At 63.0% G+C, this 21172-nt stretch carries 21 protein-coding genes; 5 read left to right on the forward strand and 16 right to left on the reverse strand.

Features of this window, described 5'->3' with window-relative positions; all coding sequences use genetic code 11:
• Positions 1-16: 16 nt before the first annotated feature.
• Positions 17-697: a Fe2+-dependent dioxygenase gene (locus QBK88_RS22710; protein ID WP_277963795.1), complete on the forward strand. Its 681-nt coding sequence runs from the start codon at positions 17-19 to the stop codon at positions 695-697.
• Position 698: 1 nt separating this feature from the next.
• The gene (locus QBK88_RS22715) at positions 699-1460 is read left to right on the forward strand and encodes a tetratricopeptide repeat protein (RefSeq protein ID WP_277963796.1); all 762 of its coding nucleotides are present in this window, start codon (positions 699-701) and stop codon (positions 1458-1460) included.
• A 134-nt stretch (positions 1461-1594) separates the two neighbouring features.
• On the opposite strand, the gene QBK88_RS22720 is transcribed toward QBK88_RS22715, so the two are convergent.
• The 5 genes from QBK88_RS22720 to QBK88_RS22740 all read right to left on the reverse strand — a co-directional run bounded on the left by QBK88_RS22720 (position 1595) and on the right by QBK88_RS22740 (position 6561).
• A complete protein-coding gene (locus QBK88_RS22720) occupies positions 1595-2758 on the reverse strand; it encodes a type III PLP-dependent enzyme (RefSeq protein WP_158152702.1) in 1164 nt (387 codons plus the stop codon).
• 371 nt (positions 2759-3129) lie between these two features.
• A complete protein-coding gene (locus QBK88_RS22725; protein ID WP_277963797.1) occupies positions 3130-4299 on the reverse strand; it encodes an ABC transporter ATP-binding protein in 1170 nt (389 codons plus the stop codon).
• Positions 4296-4949, reverse strand: coding sequence for an ABC transporter permease (locus QBK88_RS22730; protein ID WP_268148360.1), 654 nt, complete (start codon positions 4947-4949; stop codon positions 4296-4298). Before QBK88_RS22730 ends, QBK88_RS22725 begins: the two co-directional genes overlap by 4 nt.
• Positions 4946-5860, reverse strand: a complete 915-nt coding sequence (locus QBK88_RS22735) for a glycine betaine ABC transporter substrate-binding protein (protein ID WP_268148362.1) — start codon at positions 5858-5860, stop codon at positions 4946-4948. The genes QBK88_RS22730 and QBK88_RS22735 overlap by 4 nt, the downstream gene beginning before the upstream one ends.
• Before the next feature lie 14 nt (positions 5861-5874).
• Positions 5875-6561: an ABC transporter permease gene (locus tag QBK88_RS22740; protein WP_277963816.1), complete on the reverse strand. Its 687-nt coding sequence runs from the start codon at positions 6559-6561 to the stop codon at positions 5875-5877.
• Between the two features lie 461 nt (positions 6562-7022).
• On the opposite strand from QBK88_RS22740, the gene QBK88_RS22745 reads away from it, so the two are divergent.
• Positions 7023-7769 (forward strand): phosphatase PAP2 family protein, encoded by a 747-nt coding sequence (locus QBK88_RS22745; RefSeq protein WP_277963817.1) that lies wholly within the window; start codon positions 7023-7025, stop codon positions 7767-7769.
• Between the two features lie 98 nt (positions 7770-7867).
• Entirely contained in the window at positions 7868-9451 is a 1584-nt protein-coding gene (locus QBK88_RS22750; protein WP_268148364.1) for a peptide chain release factor 3, read from the forward strand.
• Positions 9452-9527: 76 nt separating this feature from the next.
• On the opposite strand, the gene catA is transcribed toward QBK88_RS22750, so the two are convergent.
• Genes catA through QBK88_RS22765 form a run of 3 tightly spaced genes read right to left on the reverse strand, consistent with a single transcriptional unit; the run spans position 9528 to position 11962 of the window.
• Positions 9528-10457, reverse strand: a complete 930-nt coding sequence (gene catA / locus QBK88_RS22755) for a catechol 1,2-dioxygenase (protein ID WP_277963798.1) — start codon at positions 10455-10457, stop codon at positions 9528-9530.
• A 52-nt stretch (positions 10458-10509) separates the two neighbouring features.
• A complete protein-coding gene (gene catC, locus QBK88_RS22760) occupies positions 10510-10800 on the reverse strand; it encodes a muconolactone Delta-isomerase (RefSeq protein ID WP_277963799.1) in 291 nt (96 codons plus the stop codon).
• Positions 10801-10813: 13 nt separating this feature from the next.
• The gene (locus QBK88_RS22765; RefSeq protein WP_268148368.1) at positions 10814-11962 is read right to left on the reverse strand and encodes a muconate cycloisomerase family protein; all 1149 of its coding nucleotides are present in this window, start codon (positions 11960-11962) and stop codon (positions 10814-10816) included.
• Positions 11963-12083: 121 nt separating this feature from the next.
• Between QBK88_RS22765 and QBK88_RS22770 the strand changes: the two genes are divergently transcribed.
• A complete protein-coding gene (locus QBK88_RS22770) occupies positions 12084-12977 on the forward strand; it encodes a LysR family transcriptional regulator (RefSeq protein ID WP_277963800.1) in 894 nt (297 codons plus the stop codon).
• 18 nt (positions 12978-12995) lie between these two features.
• Here QBK88_RS22770 and QBK88_RS22775 read toward each other — a convergent pair whose 3' ends face one another.
• From QBK88_RS22775 to QBK88_RS22810, 8 genes are all read right to left on the reverse strand, one after another.
• On the reverse strand, positions 12996-14096 hold the full coding sequence (locus QBK88_RS22775) for a polyamine ABC transporter substrate-binding protein (protein ID WP_277963801.1): 1101 nt from the start codon (positions 14094-14096) through the stop codon (positions 12996-12998).
• A gap of 83 nt (positions 14097-14179) precedes the next feature.
• Positions 14180-15586, reverse strand: coding sequence for an FAD-dependent oxidoreductase (locus QBK88_RS22780; protein WP_277963802.1), 1407 nt, complete (start codon positions 15584-15586; stop codon positions 14180-14182).
• Between the two features lie 46 nt (positions 15587-15632).
• Positions 15633-15983: a DUF6508 domain-containing protein gene (locus QBK88_RS22785; RefSeq protein ID WP_277963803.1), complete on the reverse strand. Its 351-nt coding sequence runs from the start codon at positions 15981-15983 to the stop codon at positions 15633-15635.
• A 10-nt stretch (positions 15984-15993) separates the two neighbouring features.
• Entirely contained in the window at positions 15994-17097 is a 1104-nt protein-coding gene (locus QBK88_RS22790) for an ADP-ribosyltransferase (protein ID WP_277963804.1), read from the reverse strand.
• A gap of 131 nt (positions 17098-17228) precedes the next feature.
• Positions 17229-18200: a peptide ABC transporter ATP-binding protein gene (locus tag QBK88_RS22795; RefSeq protein ID WP_277963805.1), complete on the reverse strand. Its 972-nt coding sequence runs from the start codon at positions 18198-18200 to the stop codon at positions 17229-17231.
• On the reverse strand, positions 18200-19168 hold the full coding sequence (locus QBK88_RS22800) for an ABC transporter ATP-binding protein (RefSeq protein WP_158155122.1): 969 nt from the start codon (positions 19166-19168) through the stop codon (positions 18200-18202). Before QBK88_RS22800 ends, QBK88_RS22795 begins: the two co-directional genes overlap by 1 nt.
• A 10-nt stretch (positions 19169-19178) precedes the next feature.
• Complete coding sequence (locus QBK88_RS22805) at positions 19179-20090, reverse strand: ABC transporter permease subunit (RefSeq protein WP_277963806.1); 912 nt, start codon at positions 20088-20090, stop codon at positions 19179-19181.
• Positions 20091-20100: 10 nt separating this feature from the next.
• Positions 20101-21111, reverse strand: coding sequence for an ABC transporter permease subunit (locus QBK88_RS22810; protein WP_158155126.1), 1011 nt, complete (start codon positions 21109-21111; stop codon positions 20101-20103).
• Positions 21112-21172 lie beyond the last annotated feature (61 nt).

Consider the following 21172-nt stretch of genomic DNA (forward strand, 5'->3'; position numbering starts at 1 on the left):
TGCAGGTACCGCCGTCATGCTGTTGCACATCCCCGGAATCTTCTCCCGAGACGAGGTGGCGCGCATTCGTCAGGCGCTGGAGGCTGCTGACTGGGCCGACGGCAAACTCACCGCAGGGCACCAGTCGGCCAAGGCCAAGCACAACCTGCAGTTGCCCGAAGGCCACCCGCTGGCGGTCGAGATCGGCGCCGCGATGCTGGAGCGCCTGTGGCAAAATCCGCTGTTCATGTCGGCGGCGCTGCCGCACAAGGTGTTTCCGCCGTTGCTGAACTGTTACACGGCCGGCGGCAATTTCGACTTCCACATCGACAACGCCGTGCGCCAGGCCCGGGGCAACCCGGAGCGGGTGCGTACCGACCTGTCGTCGACGTTGTTCTTCAGCGACCCGGACGAGTACGACGGGGGTGAGCTGGAGATCCAGGACACCTTCGGCACCCAGAGGGTCAAGCTGCCGGCCGGCGACCTGGTGCTGTACCCCGGCACGAGCCTGCACAAGGTCAACGCCGTGACGCGCGGTGCACGCTACGCCTCGTTCTTCTGGACCCAGAGCCTGGTGCGCGAGGACAGCCAGCGGGCACTGCTGTTCGAGATGGACGGTGCCATCCAGAGCCTGACGCGTGATGTGCCCGACCACCCCTCGCTGATCCGCCTGACGGGCACCTACCACAATTTGTTGCGGCGCTGGGTGGACGTCTGAGATGGGCTTTGAACTACGCCGCGAAGAAGTGCTCGACGCTGACAGCCTGAGTGCGATGCTGCACGCCAACCCTGCGCGCGCCGCCCAGGCTATCCTCACGGCGGCCCGTGCGGGCATGGCTGACGCACAGGCGCTGCTGGGGCAGATACTGCTGGACGGCCAGGGCATCGAGCGTGACCCGGGGCTGGCGCGTACCTGGTTCGCCATCGCCGCCAACGGCGGCCACCCCATGGCGCGCAACATGCTCGGGCGCTGCCACGAGCACGGTTGGGGTGGCCCGGTGGATGTGCGGCAAGCGGCCGTGCATTACCGCGAAGCCGCGGCCGCCGGGCTGGACTGGGGGTTGTACAACTACGCCAACCTGCTGGGCACCGGGCGGGGCGTGGCCCTTGACCATGAACTGGCGCTGGCCTGCTACCGCCGTGCGGCGCTGATGGGGCATGCCAAATCGATGAACCTGCTGGGGCGTTACCTGGAAAACGGCATGGCGGGCGCCGCCGACCCTGCCCAGGCCCATGATTGGTACCGACGCTCGGCCGAAGCCGGGGATTTTCGTGGCCAGTTCAGCCACGCGGCGGTGCTGGCGGAGACGGGCAGGGTGGAGGACGCGCTGCACTGGCTGCGGCGGGCGCTGGAAGGCGGCAACCTGAATTTCCTGTGTGTCAGCGGGCCTGCGTTGCTGCAGGCCAGCGATCCTCGCATTCGTGCCATGGCGACGCTGTACCAGGCGAAAGCCGATTCCCTGATGACGGAGACTCTGTAGCAGCGGACCTGGCCGCGTCGGCGGTGCATGCGGTGTGCCTGTTGCTGCGGGGCGTTCCTGACGCGGCCAGTCGGGGTGGCGAGCCACCATAAAAAAACCGGGCGCGAGGCCCGGTTTCCTTGTACAGCGAATGCTTAGATGTAGAACGATTTCAGCGGCGGGAAGCCGTTGAATTCCACGGCGCTGTAGCTGGTGGTGTAGGCGCCGGTGGACAGCCAGTACAGGCGGTCACCGATGGCCAGGTTCAGCGGCAGGCCGTACTTGTAGTTCTCGTACATGATGTCGGCGCTGTCGCAGGTCGGGCCGGCGATGACCACCTCTTCCACTTCGCCTTTCTTCTCGGTCCAGATCGGAAACTTGATGGCTTCGTCCATGGTTTCGATCAGGCCGCTGAATTTGCCCACGTCGGTGTATACCCAGCGCTCGACGGCGGTGCGCGACTTGCGGGCCACCAGCACCACTTCACTGACCAGGATGCCGGCGTTGGCGATCAGCGAACGGCCTGGCTCCAGGATGATTTCCGGCAGATCGTCGCCGAAGTCTTCCTTCAGGAAGCGGATGATCTCTTCCGCGTAGGTTTCCAGGCTGTTGGTACGGGTGATGTAGTTGGCCGGGAAGCCGCCACCCATGTTGATCAGTTTCAGGTGGATGCCGTCTTCTTCCTTCAGGCGTTCGAAGATCACCTTCACTTTGGCGATGGCGGCGTCCCACACGCTGATGTCGCGTTGTTGCGAACCTACGTGGAACGAGATCCCGTAAGGCACCAGGCCCAGGTCGCGGGCCAGGATCAGCAGGTCCATGGCCATGTCGGTCTGACAGCCGAACTTGCGCGACAGCGGCCAGTCAGCGGTGGTGGAGCCTTCGGTCAGGATACGCACGTAGACTTTCGAGCCCGGGGCGGCCTTGGCGATGTTGCGCAGGTCGGCTTCGGAGTCGGTGGCGAACAGGCGCACGCCCTTCTCGTAGAAGTAGCGAATGTCCTTGGACTTCTTGATGGTGTTGCCGTAGCTGATGCGCTCAGGACCAACGCCCTGGCCCATGACTTTATCCAGTTCGTAGATCGAGGCGATGTCGAAGCTCGAGCCCTTGTCACGCAGCAGGTCGATGATCTCGACGGCTGGGTTGGCCTTCACGGCGTAGTAGACCTTGGCGAATTCGAAACCGGCGCGCAGGTCGTCGTAGGCCTGGCTGATCATCTGGGTGTCGATGAGTACGAAAGGGGTTTCTTGCTTGTCGGCGAACGCCTTCATTTTCTGGAAGGTTTCGCGCGCGAAATAGTCTTCGACCTGGATCGACATGCTGGGACTCCTGCTGGCAAACAATGAAAATATTCATGGGTGAAGGTGGCACCGGATGCACACCTCTCTTGACCGCCCTCCGTATCCCCACTTTGGTTCGCCTACTTCCCAAGGCATGTCGCCGAAAGCAAAAAGGCCACTGGAAGCATGCTTCCTCATGGCCTTGCTGTCTCGTCGTCAGTACTTGAGCCGGATGGATCGTTTCCAGCATGGACGGTCGGCGCGAACTTTAGGACGTGAGGGGCTCAAGATCAACAAAAAATGTCGCGTTTTTACACGCGTTCGTCGCTGAGCCTTGGGTACACCCTTGATAACCGACCTGCATGACAGGCTGATGTTCCCCCCATCTGGATCGCGCACGCCCCACTGGTTCATGCGACGGTGGTCTGTTCAACCAATTCCGCCGGCGACACGATGTTGGTTTTCATGCCCCGCGAACGCCCTGAACTCAGGTACGCGGCAATGGACTCCTGTGTCACCTCACCCAGGAACACATTCTCCGCGTCCAGCACCGGCAGCCACGCGCGGTTGAACTCGTACATGCGCGACAGCAGGATGCGCAGGTGTTCGTCGTAGGCGGCGGTGGCGTTGAACGGGCGCAGGTAGTCGTGGCAGGTGCCCTGCTGGCGGTGCAGGTCGCGGCGGCGCACGTAGCCCATGGCCTTGTTCTGTGCGTCGGTCATGACCACGTAGCGGCGGTCGTGCTCGTCCATCAGCTCCAGGGCATCGGCCACCGGGGTTTCCGGGCTGACGGACGGTGCGTTGTCGGCGGCGTCTTCGGCTTTCACCAGCAACAGGCGCTTGAGGGTACTGTCCTGGCCCACGAAGTTGCTGACGAAATCATCCACCGGGTGCGCCAGCAGGGTGTCGGGGTGGTCGATCTGCAGCAGCTTGCCGGCGCGGAAGATGGCGATCTTGTCACCCAGCTTGATGGCTTCGTCGATGTCGTGGCTGACCATGATCACGGTCTTGTTCAACGCCCGCTGCATCTCGAAGAATTCGTTCTGGATCATCTCGCGGTTGATCGGGTCCACGGCGCCGAATGGTTCGTCCATCAGCAGCAGCGGCGCATCGGCCGCCAGGGCGCGGATCACGCCGATACGCTGTTGCTGGCCGCCCGATAGCTCGCGCGGGTAGCGGTGCAGGTACTGCTTGGGTTCGAGCTTGATCATGCTCATCAGCTCGCGGGCCCGTTCGTGGCATTTCTGCTTGTCCCAGCCCAGCAGGCGTGGCACCACGGTGATGTTTTCCTCGATGGTCATGTTGGGGAACAGGCCGATCTGCTGGATCACGTAGCCGATGTTGCGGCGCAGGGTCACCTCGTCCAGGCCCGTGGTGTCTTCGCCGTTGATCAGCACCTTGCCCGAGGTAGGCATGATCAGGCGGTTGATCATTTTCAGCGTGGTGCTCTTGCCGCAGCCCGATGGGCCCAGGAACACGCAGATCTCGCCTTCGTTGACGGTCAGGCTCACGGAGTCCACGGCCTTGACGTCTTTGCCGTTGCTGTTGAAAGTCTTGGTCAGGTTCTGAAGTTCGATCATTTGAGTAATCCTTTGGGAGTCAGGGCGCGTTGCAGCCATTGCAGGGCGAGGTCGGCGATGATTGCCAGGACGCTCACCAGCACGGCGCCGACGATGAGCATCGACATGTCGCTGCGGCTGATGGAGGTGAGGATGAGAACGCCCAGGCCACCGGCGCCGATGGTGGCGGCGATGGTCATGACGCCGATGTTCATGACCACGGCGGTGCGCACGCCCGCCAGGATCACCGGTACGGCAATGGGCAATTCGACCATGCGCAGGCGCTGGCCGAACGTCATGCCGATACCGCGGGCGGCTTCACGAATGCCAGGCTCCACGCCGGTCAGCGCCAGGTAGGTGTTGCGCATGATGGGCAGCAACGAGTAGAGGAACACCGCGGTAATGGCAGGCAACGGCCCCAGCCCCTGGCCGAACTTCGAATAGAAGGGCAGCAACAGGCCGAACAGGGCGATGGACGGAATAGTCAGCAGCACCGTGGCGCTGGCCTGCATGACGCCGGCGGCGGCCGGGAAGCGGGTCATGACGATGCCCAGGGGCACACCCACCAGAATGGCCAGGCTCACGGCCACGCCGACCAGGGCGATGTGCTGGCCGGTCAGGTGCATGACCTGCGACCAGTCCAGCAGGGAGAAGGTATCGAGGAAATTCATGGTTGCTCCTTCGCGGCCGCAGGAACGGGGTGGTCACGCAGGAACTGGTCGGCCACTACCGTGGGGCTCAGGTGGTCCACGTCGACCTTGGCATTGAGCTGGCGCATGGTTTCGTCGTCCAGCAGCTCGGCCAGCGGCTTGAGGTCGGCGGCCAGGTCAGGGTGCTTGTCGAGGAAGTCCTGGCGCACCACGGGGGCGGCCGTGTAGTCGGGAAAATAGTGCTTGTCGTCTTCCAGCAGCTTGAGATGGAAGGCGTTCAGGCGCCCGTCGGTGGTGTACACCAGCCCCGTGAACACCTGGCCGTTGCGCAGCGCGGTATAGACCAGGCCGGCATCCATCTGGCGGATGTCGGGGCGGGTGAATTTCAGGTCATAGGTTTTGGTCAGGCCCACCAGCCCGTCGGAGCGGTTGGCGAACTCGGTGTCCAGGGCCAGCACGTGGCCTTTGTTCGGTTCGTCCATCAGCACCTGGTTGAGCTGGGTGATGGTGTTGACCTGCGGGTAGGCCTTGGCGATCTTTTCCGGCAAGGCCAAGGCGTAGGTGTTGCTGAACCTGGACGGGGCGAGCCATACCAGGCCTTTCTTCGCGTCGAGCTCCTTGACCCGCTGGTAGGTGGCGGCGCTGTCGAGTTTCTCGTCGACGTGGTTGTAGGCCACCAGCGACACGCCGGTGTATTCCCACACCATGTCCAACTGGTTGGTTTCCTGGGCACTGCGCGCCAGGTTGCTGCCCAGACCACTGGTGACCTGGACGTTGTAGCCTTTGGTGTTGAGGTATTGCGCGGTGATGGCGGCCAGCACCGACTGTTCGGTGAACACCCGGGCGCCGAGGCGGATCACCGGTTTTTCCGCGGCGTTGGCGACGCCCGCGCACAGCAGGGCCAGGCCCAGCAGCATGCTTGATACTTTCATGTAGGTTCCTTCGCTCAGCGAGTCAGACCACGTTCCAGCCACAGGCGGCTGGCCATCGACACCAGGCCGTCGAGCAACAGCGCCAGCAGCGCGGTGCACGCGGCGCCCAGCAGCAGTTGCGGCTGATTGTTCAGGGCGATGCCGGGGAAGATCAGGCTGCCCAGGCTGTTGGCACCGATCAGGAATGACAGGGGGGCTGTACCGACGTTGATGGCCAGGGCCACGCGCACGCCACCGATGATGATGGGCACCGCGTTGGGCAACTCGACCTGGAACAGCACCTGGCGCGGAGTCATGCCGATGCCGACGGCCGCTTCCTTGAGGGAGCCCTGAACGTTTTTCAGGCCTTCGTAGGTGTTGCGCACGATGGGCAACAGTGACGCGAGGAACAGGGCGAAGATGGCCGGGCCGCTGCCGATGCCAAGTATGCCCAGGGCGATGGCCAGTACGGCCAGGGGAGGGACGGTGTTACCGATGTTGAAGATCTGCATGAAACGTTCGGCGCGGCCAACCATGTTCGGTCGGCTGAGGGCAATGCCCGCGGGAATCCCCACCACCAGTGCTGCGGCCATGGAGGCCACCACCAGTATCAGATGCGCTTGCAGGTAAAACAGTAAATCTTCACGGTATTGCTCGATGGTACTGATGCCGATCCAGTGGATCAGCAGGGCCAGGATGACGACGACTGCCGCGCACCCCATCAGCCCTTTGCCATAGCGAATAGCCACAGGCGGACTCCTTTTTTCAGTCGGCGCACACACCGTCAGTGGCAACCGGCCATTCCTGGCGGTCAACGGTGGGTTCGCGAGAAGCAGCACGTTCGGCGGGCTGTGAAGACAGGGCCGGTACGTGCCATAAGCGCAGCCTCGTCAGGCAGCTGTTGCGGTGTTTCAGCACCCTGACGAACGGTCATATCAGGGGAGTGGACGCCTCCACGTATTAAAAGGTTCCCATCTGCGGCAGCATTTGGCCACCCTTAATTGCCCCAGCGGGCTGGCCGGTCAGGAAACCGCAGCTATACTGCGGCGGTTTTTTTGACGAAATTTTAACCTGTCGTTGACAGGCAGGTGACAGGCGCGGGTCCATCCTGCGGTACACCCGTACCCTTCGGACCTCACCGCCTTCACGCATCGAGGTGCCATTCCCGTCAACCGTGGAACCCCTGATGCCAACAATTGCGCCACGCCCCGTTTCACGCCCGCTGAACCTCTGGATAGGCCTGGGCATTCCTGCCGTCATCGCCATCGCGCTGTGCCTGCTGGAATTGACCACTATCGACATGGACATCGAAAAGCTGTTTTACAGCCCGGTGGAGCACGCGTTCACCGGCAAGCACAGCTACCTGCTGGAAACCGTGCTGCATGACCAGGCCAAGCGCCTGGTGATCGCCATTGGGGTGTTGGGCGGCCTGGGTTACCTGGCCAGTTTCGTGGTCGAGCGTCTGTTGCCGATCCGTCGCGAGCTGGCCTGCCTGGTGGTGGCCATGACGCTATCCACCAGCTACACCAGCCCGGTGAAGACGTTGACGGGCGTGCAATGCCCCTGGAGCCTGACCGAATTCGGTGGCCAGCAAACCTACAGCAAGCTGTTCGAGCACCGGCCGGCCACCGCCGACCCAGGCCGTTGCTGGCCGGGCGGCCATGCCGCCACTGGTTTTACCCTGTTCTCGCTGTTCTTCGTGCTGCGTGACCGCCGCCCGCGCATGGCCCGCGCAGGCTTGATCTTCGCGTTTGGCCTGGGCACGGTGTTTTCGGTGGGGCGCATGATCCAGGGCGCGCATTTCCTCTCCCATAACGTCTGGGCGGCGATTTTCTGCTGGCTGATCTGCCTGGGTACCTACTATGTGATGTTGTACCGCCCGCAGGCCGTGACGCAGAAGGCGCCCCAGGCGGCTTTGGCCACATCCTGACAAGGCGGCGACGGGCGAGGTGGACGCATGGTTTCAGCTCGCCTCGGGTTCAGCTATAATCTGCGCCCTTTTTTGAATCACCTCGCAGGCGATTTCCCATGACCCAACAGGCCGCCGAAGTCGCGAAACGCCGCACTTTCGCCATCATTTCCCACCCGGACGCCGGTAAAACCACCATCACCGAGAAACTCTTGCTGATGGGCAAGGCCATTGCCGTGGCCGGTACCGTGAAGTCGCGTAAATCCGACCGTCACGCCACGTCCGACTGGATGGAGATGGAGAAGCAGCGCGGCATCTCCATCACCACCTCGGTGATGCAGTTCCCGTATCGCGACCACATGGTCAACCTGCTCGATACCCCCGGTCACGAAGACTTCTCGGAAGACACCTACCGCACCCTGACCGCGGTGGACTCGGCCTTGATGGTGCTCGACGGCGGCAAGGGCGTAGAGCCACGGACCATCGCCCTGATGGACGTCTGCCGCCTGCGCGACACGCCTATCGTCAGTTTCATCAACAAACTGGACCGTGACATCCGCGACCCTATCGAGCTGCTCGACGAGATCGAAGCGGTCCTGAAGATCAAGGCTGCGCCGATCACCTGGCCGATCGGTTGCTACCGTGATTTCAAGGGCGTGTACCACCTGGCTGGCGACTACATCATTGTCTACACCCCGGGCCACGGCCACGAGCGTACCGAGGTGAAGATCATCGAGAAGCTGGACTCCGACGAGGCCCGCGCGCACCTGGGTGACGAGTACGAGCGTTTCCTGGAACAACTGGAACTGGTGCAGGGCGCCTGCCACGAGTTCGACCAGGACGAGTTCATGAATGGCCAGTTGACCCCGGTGTTCTTCGGTACCGCACTGGGCAACTTCGGTGTGGACCACGTGCTCGACGCTGTTGTCGACTGGGCCCCGCGCCCGTTGGCGCGGGTTGCCCACGAGCGTACCGTGGAGCCGGTGGAAGAGAAGTTCAGTGGCTTCGTGTTCAAGATCCAGGCGAACATGGACCCCAAGCACCGCGACCGCATCGCCTTCATGCGCATCTGCTCGGGCAAGTACGAGAAGGGCATGAAAATGCGCCATGTACGCACTGGCAAGGACCTGCGCATCGGCGATGCGCTGACCTTCTTCTCCTCCGAGCGTGAGCAACTGGAAGAGGCTTTTGCCGGCGACATCATTGGCCTGCACAACCACGGCACCATCCAGATCGGCGACACCTTCACCGAAGGCGAAGTTCTGGGTTTCACCGGTATCCCGCATTTTGCGCCGGAGCTGTTCCGCCGTGTGCGCCTGCGCGACCCGCTCAAGTCCAAGCAGTTGCGCCAAGGCTTGCAGCAGTTGGCCGAGGAAGGCGCCACTCAGGTGTTCTTCCCCGAGCGCAGCAACGACATCATCCTCGGCGCCGTGGGCGTGCTGCAGTTCGACGTGGTCGCCAGCCGCCTGAAGGAAGAGTACAAGGTGGAGTGCTCCTACGAGCCGATCACTGTCTGGTCGGCGCGCTGGATCGAGTGCGCCGACAAGAAGAAACTCGAAGAATTCAAGAACAAGGCTGTGGAGAACATCGCGGTGGACGGCGGTGGTCACCTGACCTACCTGGCGCCTACCCGGGTCAACCTGGCGCTGATGGAAGAGCGCTGGCCGGACGTGAAATTCCGCGCTACGCGGGAGCACCACTAAGGATAAAAGAAGGGCAGCCCACGGGCTGCCCTTCTTTTATCCGGTATGTGCGTTCAAGCCCCGTAGCGGCCTGGCCTCAGACCTCCAGAGCGCGAACCCGCGGTGGCCGCTGGTCTGCCTTGGGTATCTCGGTAGGCTGCAAGGTGAAGTCAAAATCGATTTCGGCAAACTTGCCCGTCACGCCGTGCTGCTGCGCGCGGGCCTGGTCTTCACTGAAATGGATTTCAGCAATCAGCCCATCCCGCGTGGCGTGGGCGAAGTCCTCATACAGGTACGGGTCGCCAGCCAGGTTGATCTGGGTGGTCAGGTGCCGGTGGCCCGGCGCCGAGATGAAGAAGTGGATGTGCGCCGGGCGCTGGCCGTGGCGGCCCAACTCATCGAGCAGTTGCTGGGTCGGGCCGGTGGGTGGTACCCCGTAGCCCGAGGGCACGATGCTGCGGAAGCGATAGCGCCCCTCGCTATCCGTCTCGATGCGGCGACGCAGGTTGAACTCCGATTGGGACGGGTCGAAATAGGAGTAGGTACCGCCGGTGTTGGCATGCCACACGTCGACGATGGCGGCTGCCAGTGGCTTGCCGTCGGTGTCGGTGACCTGGCCCTGCATGAACAGCAGGGTGCCCGGGTCGGTGCCGTCGTCCAGTCGCGCCTGGTGCTGGACCAGAGGCGCGCCGGCCACGTACAGCGGGCCTTCGATGGTGCGCGGTGTACCGCCCAGTTGCCCGGCCGCCTCGTCCTGGGCGTCCAGTTGCAGGTCCATGTAATGCTCCAGGCCAAGGCCTGCCATCAGCAGTCCGGCTTCCTGGTGGGAACCCAGCACGTTGACGTAGTTGACTGCCTTCCAGAACTCTTCTGGCGTGACGTCCAGTTCTTCGATGATCTTCACCGCGTCGGTGACAATGCGGTGTATCAGGGTTTTGGACCTGGCGTTGCCAGCATCGTTGAACGCCCCGGTGGCTTGCTTGAAGAACTGCTGTACCGATTCGGTTTGCGAGATTTTGATATTCATGGGTGTAGCCTCATCTTGTAGTTATTAGGCAATGCGGTTGATTCAGGTCTTTTCAGCGATCGTTTTGGTGAATCGAGGAAGGATGACGGCACATCGCATCCAGTTCGATCTTCATGTAGGGGTAAAGCGGCAATTGCATCAGCAGGTCGTGCAGCTCCTGGACACTGTCCACGTCGAACACGCTGTAATTGGCGTATAGCCCGGCGATACGCCACAGGTGGCGCCATTTGCCTTCGCGTTGCAGGCGCTGGGCCAGTTCCTTCTCATCGGCCTTCAAGGCAGTGGCCTTGGCCGGGTCCATGTCGGGCGGCAGGTTCACGGTCATCTTCACGTGGAACAGCATGGCGGGCTTCTCCTTAGCTGTGGCTGTAAGCCGTGGTGGTCTTGTCACGACGGAAGAAGGCCACGCGGTCTTCATCCAGTTCCAGCCCAAGGCCGGGGGTGTTGGGAACATGCAGGTGAAAGTCGCGGTAAACCGGCGGGTTGGCGAGGATGTCCTCGGTCAGCAGCAACGGGCCGAACAGCTCGGTGTCCCAGGCCATTTTCGGCAAGGTGACAAAGGCCTGCGCCGAGGCCAGCGTACCGATGCCGCCTTCGAGCATGGTACCGCCATACAGGCCGATACCCGCCGCGTCGGCGATGGCGGCAGCCCGCAGCGCCGCGCGGGGGCCACCGGTCTTGGCGATTTTCAGGGCGAAAATGGTACCGGCGCCGATGCGGGCCAGGTTGAACGCGTCTTCTACTGATTCAATGGCTTCGTCGGCCATGATCGGAATCGGGCTGCTGGCGCTCAGCCGTGCCATGCCCAAGGCATTGTGGCGGGAGATCGGCTGCTCGACCAGGTCGATGCCGTTGTCACCGAGTATGCGGCAGGCCCGCAGGGCCACTGCTTCGTCCCAGGCCTGGTTGACGTCCACCCGCACGCTGGCGCGCTCGCCCACGGCTTTCTTGATGGCGATCACGTGGGCCAGGTCCTTGTTGACCTCGCCGGCACCGATCTTCAATTTGAAGATGCGGTGGCGGCGCACATCGAGCATTTTTTCCGCTTCGGCGATATCACGCGCGGTGTCGCCACTGGCCAGGGTCCAGGCTACTGGCAGGCTGTCGCGCAGGCGCCCGCCCAGCAATTCGCTCACGGCCAGTCCGCGGCGTTTGCCCTGTGCGTCCAGCAAGGCGCTTTCGATACCGGATTTGGCGAAGGTGTTGCCGCGCACGCTACGTTCGATGCGCTGCATGGCGGCGTTGACGTTGTCGGCGGGCTGGCCGATGAGCAAAGGTGCGAAATGGGCGTCGATGTTGACCTTGATGCTTTCAGGGCTTTCGTTGCCGTAGCTCAGGCCACCGATGGTGGTGGACTCGCCAATGCCTTCCACGCCGTCGCTGCAGCGCAGGCGCAGCAACACCAGCGTCTGGTTTTGCATGGTGTGCATGGCCAGTTTGTGCGGGCGAATGGTCGGCAGGTCGACGATGATCGTCTCCAGCGACTCGATGGTGGGATGACTCATTTCGATACCCGTCAGGTTGTGTTCTTGTATAGCCCGATAGTGATCCGCTGCAAGCGTTGAATCCAATATAGAATGAGTCTGGTTTTATACCCTCAGGGTATCGTCAAACACGGAGGTGATTATGGAACTCAGGCATCTGCGCTATTTTCAGGTACTGGCCCAGACGTTGAACTTCACGCGCGCCGCCGAGCGCCTGCACATTGCCCAGCCACCCCTGAGCCGGCAGATCCAGCAGTTGGAAGATGAGTTGGGGGTCGGTTTGCTGGAGCGTGCCCGCCCGCTGCGTCTGACCGAAGCAGGGCGGTATTTTTTCGAGCACAGCAGTGCCTTGCTGCATCAACTCGACAGCCTGTGTGAGAACACTCGGCGCATCGGGCAGGGCAAGAAAACCTGGATGGGTATCGGCTTCGCGCCCTCCACGCTCTATGGCGTTTTGCCCGAGATGATCCGCCGTCTGCGGGGCGACGACGCCGAGATCGAGCTGGAATTGGGCCTGTCAGAGATGACCACGGTGCAGCAGGTCGAGGCGCTCAAAGCCGGGCGTATCGACGTGGGTTTTGGCCGCATCCACATTGATGACCCAGCCATCACGCAAACGGTTCTGCGCGAAGACCGCCTGATCGCGGTGCTGCCCGCCGGGCACCCGTTGCTCGGCCATACGGCCTCCCTCGCGCAACTCGCCCGCGAACCGTTCGTGCTTTACCCCGGCAACCCACGGCCCAGCTACGCCGACCACGTGCTGGCCCTGTTTTCCGCCCACGGCCTGAGCATCAAGGTGGCGCAGTGGACCAACGAACTGCAGACCGCGATTGGCCTGGTGGGAGCGGGGATTGGCATCACGCTGGTGCCGGAGTCGGTGCAGATCCTGCACCGCGATGACATCGGCTATAGCCCGTTGCAGGAGGCCAATGCGACTTCACCGATCATCCTCAGCCGGCGGGTGGGGGACGTGTCGCCAGCGGTAGGGTATTGCCTTGAGGTGATCCATGAACTGCGTGCACCGGTCGTGGAGTAAGCGGGTTTTTACAGAGGATCAATCCTGTGCCGCCTGCTCACCGGCCATTACCCTGTTCCACACCTGCAGCCGCACCTTGTCGATCGCCGCAGGCATCGCCTCCAGCGGGAACAGGCGGCTCATGGTGTCTTCATCCGGGTACACCAGGCTGTTGCCCCGCAACGACGGCAGGATCAACGCATCGGCCTTTTCGTTGGCGTTGGCGTAGTGCACGTAGTTGCTGATACCCGCCATTACCTTGGGCTCCAGCAGGTAGTTCATGAAGGCATACCCGGCTTTCGCGTCGGGAGCATCGGCGGGCATGGCGACCATGTCGAACCACAGCGGCGCGCCTTCCCTGGGGACCGAGTAAGCGATGTTCACACCGTTGTTGGCCTGGCGGGCGTTGGTCTGCGCTTGCAGCACGTCGCCGTTGTAACCCACCACCACGCAGACCTTGCCCTGGGTGAGATCATCGATGTACCGCGCAGTATCGAAGTAAGCCACATAGGGCCGAATCTTCATCAGCAGCGTCTGAGCTTTCAGGTAGTCGTCGGGGTTGGTGCTATGAGGGGGCAGGCCCAGGTAATTCAAGGTGATGGGCAGTAGCTCCGGCCCGCTATTGACGAAGGCTACCCCGCAGGCTTTCAGCTTGCTGATGTTTTCCGGCTTGAAGATCAGGTCCCAGGAGTCCACTGGCGCGTTGGGCCCCAGCGCCGCCTTGACCTTGTCGATGTTGTAGCCGATGCCCGTGCTGCCCCACAGGTAAGGAAAACCGTGGCGGTTGCCCGGGTCGTTGACCTCCAGCACCTTGAGCAGCACCGGGTTCAGGTTGCCCCAGTTGGGCAGTTGGCTGCGGTCCAGGTCCATCAGCAGCTTGCCCTGCACCTGATGCGCCATGAAGTGCGTGGACGGAAACACCACGTCATAGCCGGAGTTGCGTGCCACCAGCTTGTCGTTGAGCACCTCGTTGCTGTCGTACAGCGCGTAGCTCGGCACGATGCCGGTCTGGGCCTGGAAGTTCTTCAACGTGTCCGGTGCGATGTATTCCGACCAGTTGTAGATGCGCACCGTGTCCGCGGCTTGGGCGGCGCTGGCGACGAGGGCAAGCAGCAGGGTGGCGGTGATCTTCAGCGGCATTGGGACAAGCCTTGAGAAAGAGGCTGCTGAAGCATACGCCAGCCCGGGAATTGTCGACAGTGCGAATGGAGGCGGCTCGCGGCTCACCGCATCAACCCCTCCATCACATCCGCCAACCGGCTGGCCAGCTGCCGCCGCCACGGTGCGGCCGCGGGGTTCGCGAGTGTCTGGTCTTCATGGACGAAGCTCTTGATGATGGCGTTGTACCCCAGCCAGCGGCACGGTTCCGGCTCCCAGGCTTTCAGGTTGGCCAGGCCGCCCGTGCACATTACCCAGGGTTGACGCACCAGTTCGTTGTGCTGCTGCAGTATCAGCGCCGCCAGGGTGCGGCCGCCCAGGTTGCTGGCCCCCACGCCTTCGCCGCCGTAGCCACCGGCCAGCGCCAGGCCACTGGCGTGGTCGCAGAGCATGTGCGGGCGAAAGCGCCTGGCCATGCCCAGGTTGCCGCCCCAGGCGTGGGTGATGCGCACGTCCTTGAGCTGCGGGAACAGTTCACCGAACAGGTAGCGGCGCAGCCCGATTTCCTGGTCGCTGAGGGTGAAGTCGTGGCGCAGTTGGCCGCCAAAACGGTAGCCACCCCGGGCACCGAACACCAGGCGGCCGTCGGCGGAGCGTTGGCCATAGGTGACTTGGCGGCTGGCTTCGCCGAAGGCCTGGCCGTGTTCCAGGCCGATGCCTTGCCATTGCGCGTCGCTCAATGGCTCGGTGGCCACCAGCAGGCTCTGTACCGGCAAGTGATACCGGCCCAGGGGCGGCAGGTTGGCGCTGTAGCCTTCCACGGCTGGTACCACCCAGTGGCTGCGCACAGTGGCCTTCGCCGTGCGAACCTGGCGGGGCTGCCAATCGGTGACAGGGCTGTTCTCGTATAGCCGCACGCCCATGCGCTGCACCGCGCGCGCAAGGCCACGGGCCAAGCGCGCAGGTTGAATGGTCGCCATGTGCGGCGTGAAGATCGCGCCATAGCAGCGGTCAACGCGCACCTGGTCGGCGACCTGCGCCGGGGTCAGCCAGCGGTAGTCCTGGTCACTCAGCCCCAGTTTGTGCAGATGTTCGAGGTATTGGCGCTGGCTGGTTTCCTGCTCAGGGTAACGGGCCGCGCAATACAGCGCGCCACCCTTGCGGTAATGACAGTCAATGCCTTCGATGGCTGCCACCTGGCCGACCTCATCGGGGATACCGTGCAGCAATTCGAACGAGGCCCGTCGCTGTTCGGCAGGCAGTTTGGCCAATAGGCGATCGTCGTTGAGCAGGTTGCCCATCAGCCAGCCGCCGTTGCGGCCGGAGGCGCCGAAGCCGGCGGTCTGCGCTTCGAGGATGGCTATGTTCAGGCCAGGGGCCTGTTGTTTGAGGTAATAGGCCGTCCACAGGCCGGTGTAGCCTGCGCCGATGATCACCACGTCGACGTCCAGGTCATGCTCCAGCGCGGGGCGTGGCTTGAGAGGTTCTTCCAGCTGGTCCATCCAGAGGCTGATGCCGCGCCACGCTGTCATGGGTTTGCTCCATGGGTCGGGGGATGGAGCAAGCCTAGCGGGAAAATCACCCGGTGCCGAGCGCGCGCGCCTGCAGGCTATCAAGGAGCCGATTCAGATCCCCACTGCGGTACATTTTCGTCAGGTGCCCCTCGTTGAACCTGTCGTTGCGTATGTGGGCGATCAACAGTAGATGCAGTTGTTCCAACGACAGTGAGGCGAGGTCGTGCGGGTGTGAGGGGGGGCCGGCCGGGTACTCGGTCATCCAGTCGAAGGGCACGACGAATCCGCTCTTGTGTGCGGTCCAAATGAAAAAATCGATGCCTTTGGGTTCCAGCAGCAGCTGTATATTTCCTGTGGGGCGGCTTTGCAGCAGCGCTTTGATGGACTCCAGCGACGGAGGCGGTAGGCTAACCATGATGCGACTCCTACAGGTGTGAGCTTTTTCTGGAGAAACTGTTGCTCAGTGACTCGTCGGAGTCGATGTCGCGGTAAAGGCCAGGAGGCTGCCGTTCGATGATCGAGAACACCAGGTGGCGCAGGTCGTGATCGAAGAGTACTTCCTCTTCGGCCGGAAAAAACGAGATGGCGCTGATGTCCTTGCCCAGGGTGCCGCGGATACGGAGGTCATTGCTCGACGGCGGTCGAGTGCGCTTTGTGGTGCTGGTGTAGGCGAGTTCGCGGGCGATCAGGCCTTCCTGGTAGATATCCCAGATGCCAGGGAAATCGCCCACGCTCCGATTGACCCGCTGTTCACTGAGGTAGTTGCGCAACTGGTCGAGCCCTGTGCTGATCGCCTCGATGGATGGCTGGAAATAAGCGTAATCCGGGTCAGCCACCTCGTCCGCTCGCAGCACTCGGTTGATATAGAAGTAGCTGCTCTGGGAGTACTGATAAATGGCTTCGTATTGTCGTTCCGTCAGGCCAAAGTCTATGGGGGCCACGTTGTTGGTATTGCGAGCAAACGCCGGCCTATCCTCTTCGGGGCCACTGGGCGGTGCCTCATAGCCGGTTTTTGCCCGCCCGAACACACTGGCCGCCTCGGTGAGGTGGCGGTCGGGGACGACGATTCTGATCTCCGGGCAATTGAGGCGCGCGGACAACGCGGCTGCCGCGAAGAAACACATCCGCAGCATGACCAGGAAGTCCTCACCCGCGCGCGTGGGCACGGCCAGGGTGGCGGTAAAAGGGTGGGCTGCGCCATTGAACGCGCCCATGGCCTGAAAGGGGGCCCACACCCATTTCGGCGCAGTTGTGCCATCTTCATGATCGAAAACCACCGCTCGCTCAAAGCCCAGGTCGGCTGCGTTGTGGATGGGGCGGGAAATCCAGCAGGGTAGTTCAGGACCGAAATCTCGCTCGCGATCAAGCGTCGTGAGTTCCAGCAGCGCCTTGTACTCATCTGAGTCGTTGCGCACGATCAGATAGTTGACAGGTGAGTCGGGGGCGTAGGGTTGGGCGGCGTTGTAGAGCGACACGAACCTTGCGCCTGGCGGCAAGTGATCCACTTTGAGCTGGTCGATCCGGTTCATGTCATGGCCTTCTGTGTGATGAAGGCGCTCAGTATCGGCCGCTGATTTGAAGCGCCGCTACTGTCAAATCTTACAGTAGCGGCGGTAGGACCTGGCGACCCAGCTCCTACCGAGAGGGCAACGCTACCGGGTCAGTTCAGGAACTGCTCGGCATAGTGGCACGCCACCTGGCGGGTATCTACCTGGCGCAGCTCGGGCACCTCGCTGGCGCAACGCTCGGTGGCATGCGGGCAGCGTTTATGGAAGGCGCAGCCCGACGGAGGGTTGAGCGGGTTGGGCAGTTCGCCGACGATCTTGATCTTCGGCTTGGCCGGGTCCGGCCGGATGGTCGGGGTGGCCGACAACAGCGCCTGGGTGTACGGGTGCAGGGGCCGCTTGTAGATGTCTTCCTTGGGGCCCATCTCTGCCGGGCGGCCGAGGTACATCACCAGCACGTCATCAGCCACGTGGCGTACTACGGCCAGGTTGTGGGAGATGAACACGTAGGCGGTGTTGAACTCCTTCTGCAGGTCCATGAACAGGTTCAGCACCTGGGCCTGGATGGAGACGTCCAGTGCCGAGGTCGGTTCGTCGGCCACCAGCACCTTGGGCTGCAGCATCATGGCGCGGGCCAGGGCGATGCGCTGGCGCTGGCCGCCGGAGAACATGTGCGGGTAGCGCTGATAATGCTCGGGGCGCAAGCCCACCTGTTGCATCATCGCCTGGACCTTCTCGCGGCGCTCGGCCTTGCTCAGGTGGGTGTTGATCAGCAGCGGTTCACCCAGTTGGTCGCCGATCTTCTGCCGTGGGTTGAGCGAGGCATAGGGGCTCTGGAAGACCATCTGCACGTCCTTGCGCAGTTGCTTGCGCTCGGCCTTGGTAGCGCCGTGCACTTCCTGGCCGGCTATTTTCAGCGAGCCGGCAGTGGGCTCTTCGATCAGCGTCAGGGCCCGGGCCAGGGTAGATTTGCCACAGCCGGATTCGCCGACCACGGCGAGGGTCTTGCCGGCTTCGAGTTCGAACGATACGCCGTTGAGGGCGCGCACCAGGGCGTGGCCCTTGAACAGGCCACGGGAGACTTCATAGTGACGGGTGAGGTCGCGGGCAGTGAGTACGACGGCCATCAAGCCACCTCCTGGTTCAACGGGTAGAAGCAACGGGCAAGGCTGTGGGCCTTGGGATCCAGGCCTGGGCGCTGGGCGCGGCAGCTGTCCTGCACGTAGGGGCAGCGCGGCGACAGCAGGCAGCCCTGAGGCCGGTCGTAGCGGCCAGGGACGATGCCCGGCAGCGTGGCCAGGCGCTCGGCGCCTTCGCTGTGCTCGGGGATCGCCTTGAGCAGCGCTTCGGTGTAGGGGTGGGCGGGAATGTCGAACAGCTGAGGCACCTGGCCGACTTCCACTGCTTGGCCCGCGTACATCACGCACACGCGCTGGGCGGTCTCGGCGACCACGGCCAGGTCGTGGGTGATCAGAATCAGCGCCATGTTCTGCTCGCGTTGCAGGTTGAGCAGCAGTTCCATGATCTGCGCCTGAATGGTCACGTCCAGGGCGGTAGTGGGTTCGTCGGCGATCAGCAGCTTGGGTTCGCCGGCGATGGCCATGGCGATTGCCACGCGCTGGCTCATGCCCCCCGACAACTGGTGCGGGTAGGCGTCCAGGCGGCTTTCGGCGCCGGGAATTTCCACTTTCTTCAGCAGTTCCAGGGCACGCTGGCGCGCGGCCTTGCCGGACAGGCCCAGGTGCTGGCGCAGCACTTCTTCGATCTGGAAGCCCACGGTGTAGCTGGGGTTGAGCGCGGTCATGGGGTCCTGGAAGATCATCGCCAGGTCCTTGCCCACCACCTGGCGACGCTGCCGGGCGCTGAGCTTGAGCATGTCGCGGCCGTCGAACGCCAGGGCGTCGGCGGTGATGATGCCAGGGTGATCGATCAGGCCCATCAGCGCCATCATGGTCACGGACTTGCCGGAACCGGATTCGCCGACGATGGCCAGCACTTCACCCTTGTCCACGGACAGGTCCAGGCCGTCGACCACGGGCACGGCCTTGGCGTCGCCAAAGCGCACGTTCAGATTCTTGATTTGCAACAGTGACATGGTCGTTCCCTCAGGCGGCATTCTTGAGTTTCGGGTCCAGCGCATCGCGCAGTCCGTCGCCCATCAGGTTGATTGCCAGCACGCTGAGCAAAATGGTCAGGCCAGGCAGGCTCACCACCCACCAGGCACGTTCGATGTAGTCGCGGGCCGAGGCCAGCATGGTGCCCCACTCAGGGGTGGGCGGCTGCACGCCCAGGCCCAGGAAACCCAGGGCGGCGGCGTCGAGGATGGCCGAGCTGAAGCTCAGGGTGGCCTGCACGATCAGCGGCGCCATGCAGTTGGGCAGCACGGTGACGAACATCAGGCGCGGCAGGCTGGCACCGGCCAGACGCGCGGCGGTGACGTAGTCGCGGTTCAGTTCGCCCATGACCGCGGCGCGGGTCAGGCGCACGTAGGACGGCAGCGACACCACGGCGATGGCGATCACGGTGTTGATCAGGCCTGGGCCGAGGATGGCGACGATGGCCACGGCCAGCAGCAGCGAGGGCAGGGCCAGCATCACGTCCATCAGGCGCATGATGCCGGGCCCCATGACACGCGGGAAGAACCCGGCCACCAGGCCCAGGAAGATACCCGGAATCAGCGACATCACCACCGATGACAGGCCGATCAGCAGCGACAAGCGCGAACCGTGGATCAACCGTGACAGCAGGTCGCGGCCCAGTTCGTCGGTACCCAGCAGGTACTGCCATTGGCCGCCCTGCAGCCACACGGGCGGCGTCAGCAGCGCGTCACGAAATTGCTCGCTGGGGTCATGGGGCGCCACCCACGGCGCGAACAGCGCACAGAAGATGATCAACAGCATGAACGCCAGGCCGGCGACGGCGCCCTTGTTCTTGGCGAACGCTTGCCAGAACTCCTTGTACGGCGAGGGGTACAGCAGGCTTTGGTCGACAACGACCGCGGGGGTTGGGTTAGTCATGTTCGAGCCCTCAGCGCTGATGACGGATGCGTGGGTTGGCCAGGCCGTAGAGGATGTCCACCACGAAGTTGACCAGGATCACCAGGCAGGCGATCAACAGGATGCCGTTCTGCACGACAGGGTAGTCCCGGGCACCAATGGCCTCGATCAGCCATTTGCCGACGCCGGGCCAGGAAAAAATGGTTTCGGTCAGCACGGCACCTGCCAGCAGGGTGCCCACTTGCAGGCCAAACACGGTCAGTACCGGAATCAGCGCGTTGCGCAGGCCGTGCACGAACACCACGCGGGCCGGTGACAGGCCTTTGGCGCGGGCGGTGCGCACGTAGTCTTCACGCAGCACTTCGAGCATCGAGGAGCGGGTCATGCGCGCGATCACCGCCAGCGGGATGGTGCCCAGCACGATGGCCGGCAGGATCAGGTGGCGCAGGGCGTCGAGGAATGAGCCCTGTTCGTCGCTGAGCAGGGTGTCGATGAGCATGAAGCCGGTCTTGGGCTCGATGTCATACAGCAGGTCGATGCGCCCGGACACCGGTGTCCAGCCCAGGCTGACGGAGAAGAACATGATCAGGATCAGGCCCCACCAGAAGATCGGCATGGAATAGCCCGCCAGGGAGATGCCCATCACCCCGTGGTCGAACAGTGACCCGCGCTTGAGCGCCGCGATCACCCCCGCCAGCAGCCCCAGGGTACCGGCGAAGATCAGCGCGGCGATGGACAGTTCCAGGGTAGCCGGAAACAGCGACAGGAACTCGTGCCACACGCTTTCCCGGGTACGCAGCGATTCGCCCAGGTTGCCGTGGGCCAGGTTGCCGATGTAGTCCAGGTACTGGGCATACAGTGGTTTGTTCAGGCCCAGGCGCTCCATGGCCTGGGCGTGCATTTCAGGGTCGACACGCCGCTCGCCCATCATCACTTCCACCGGGTCGCCGGGAATCAGGCGTATCAACGCGAATGTCAGCAAGGTGATGCCGAAGAAGGTCGGGATCAGCAATCCCACACGGCGGGCTATAAAACTAAACATCTTGATTGGTACCTCATCAGCCGGTTCGGCATTGCCTGCCCACGACCCGATAACGGGTGTG

This window comes from Pseudomonas sp. RIT-To-2 (assembly GCF_029623465.1).
Lineage (GTDB): Bacteria > Pseudomonadota > Gammaproteobacteria > Pseudomonadales > Pseudomonadaceae > Aquipseudomonas > Aquipseudomonas silvicola.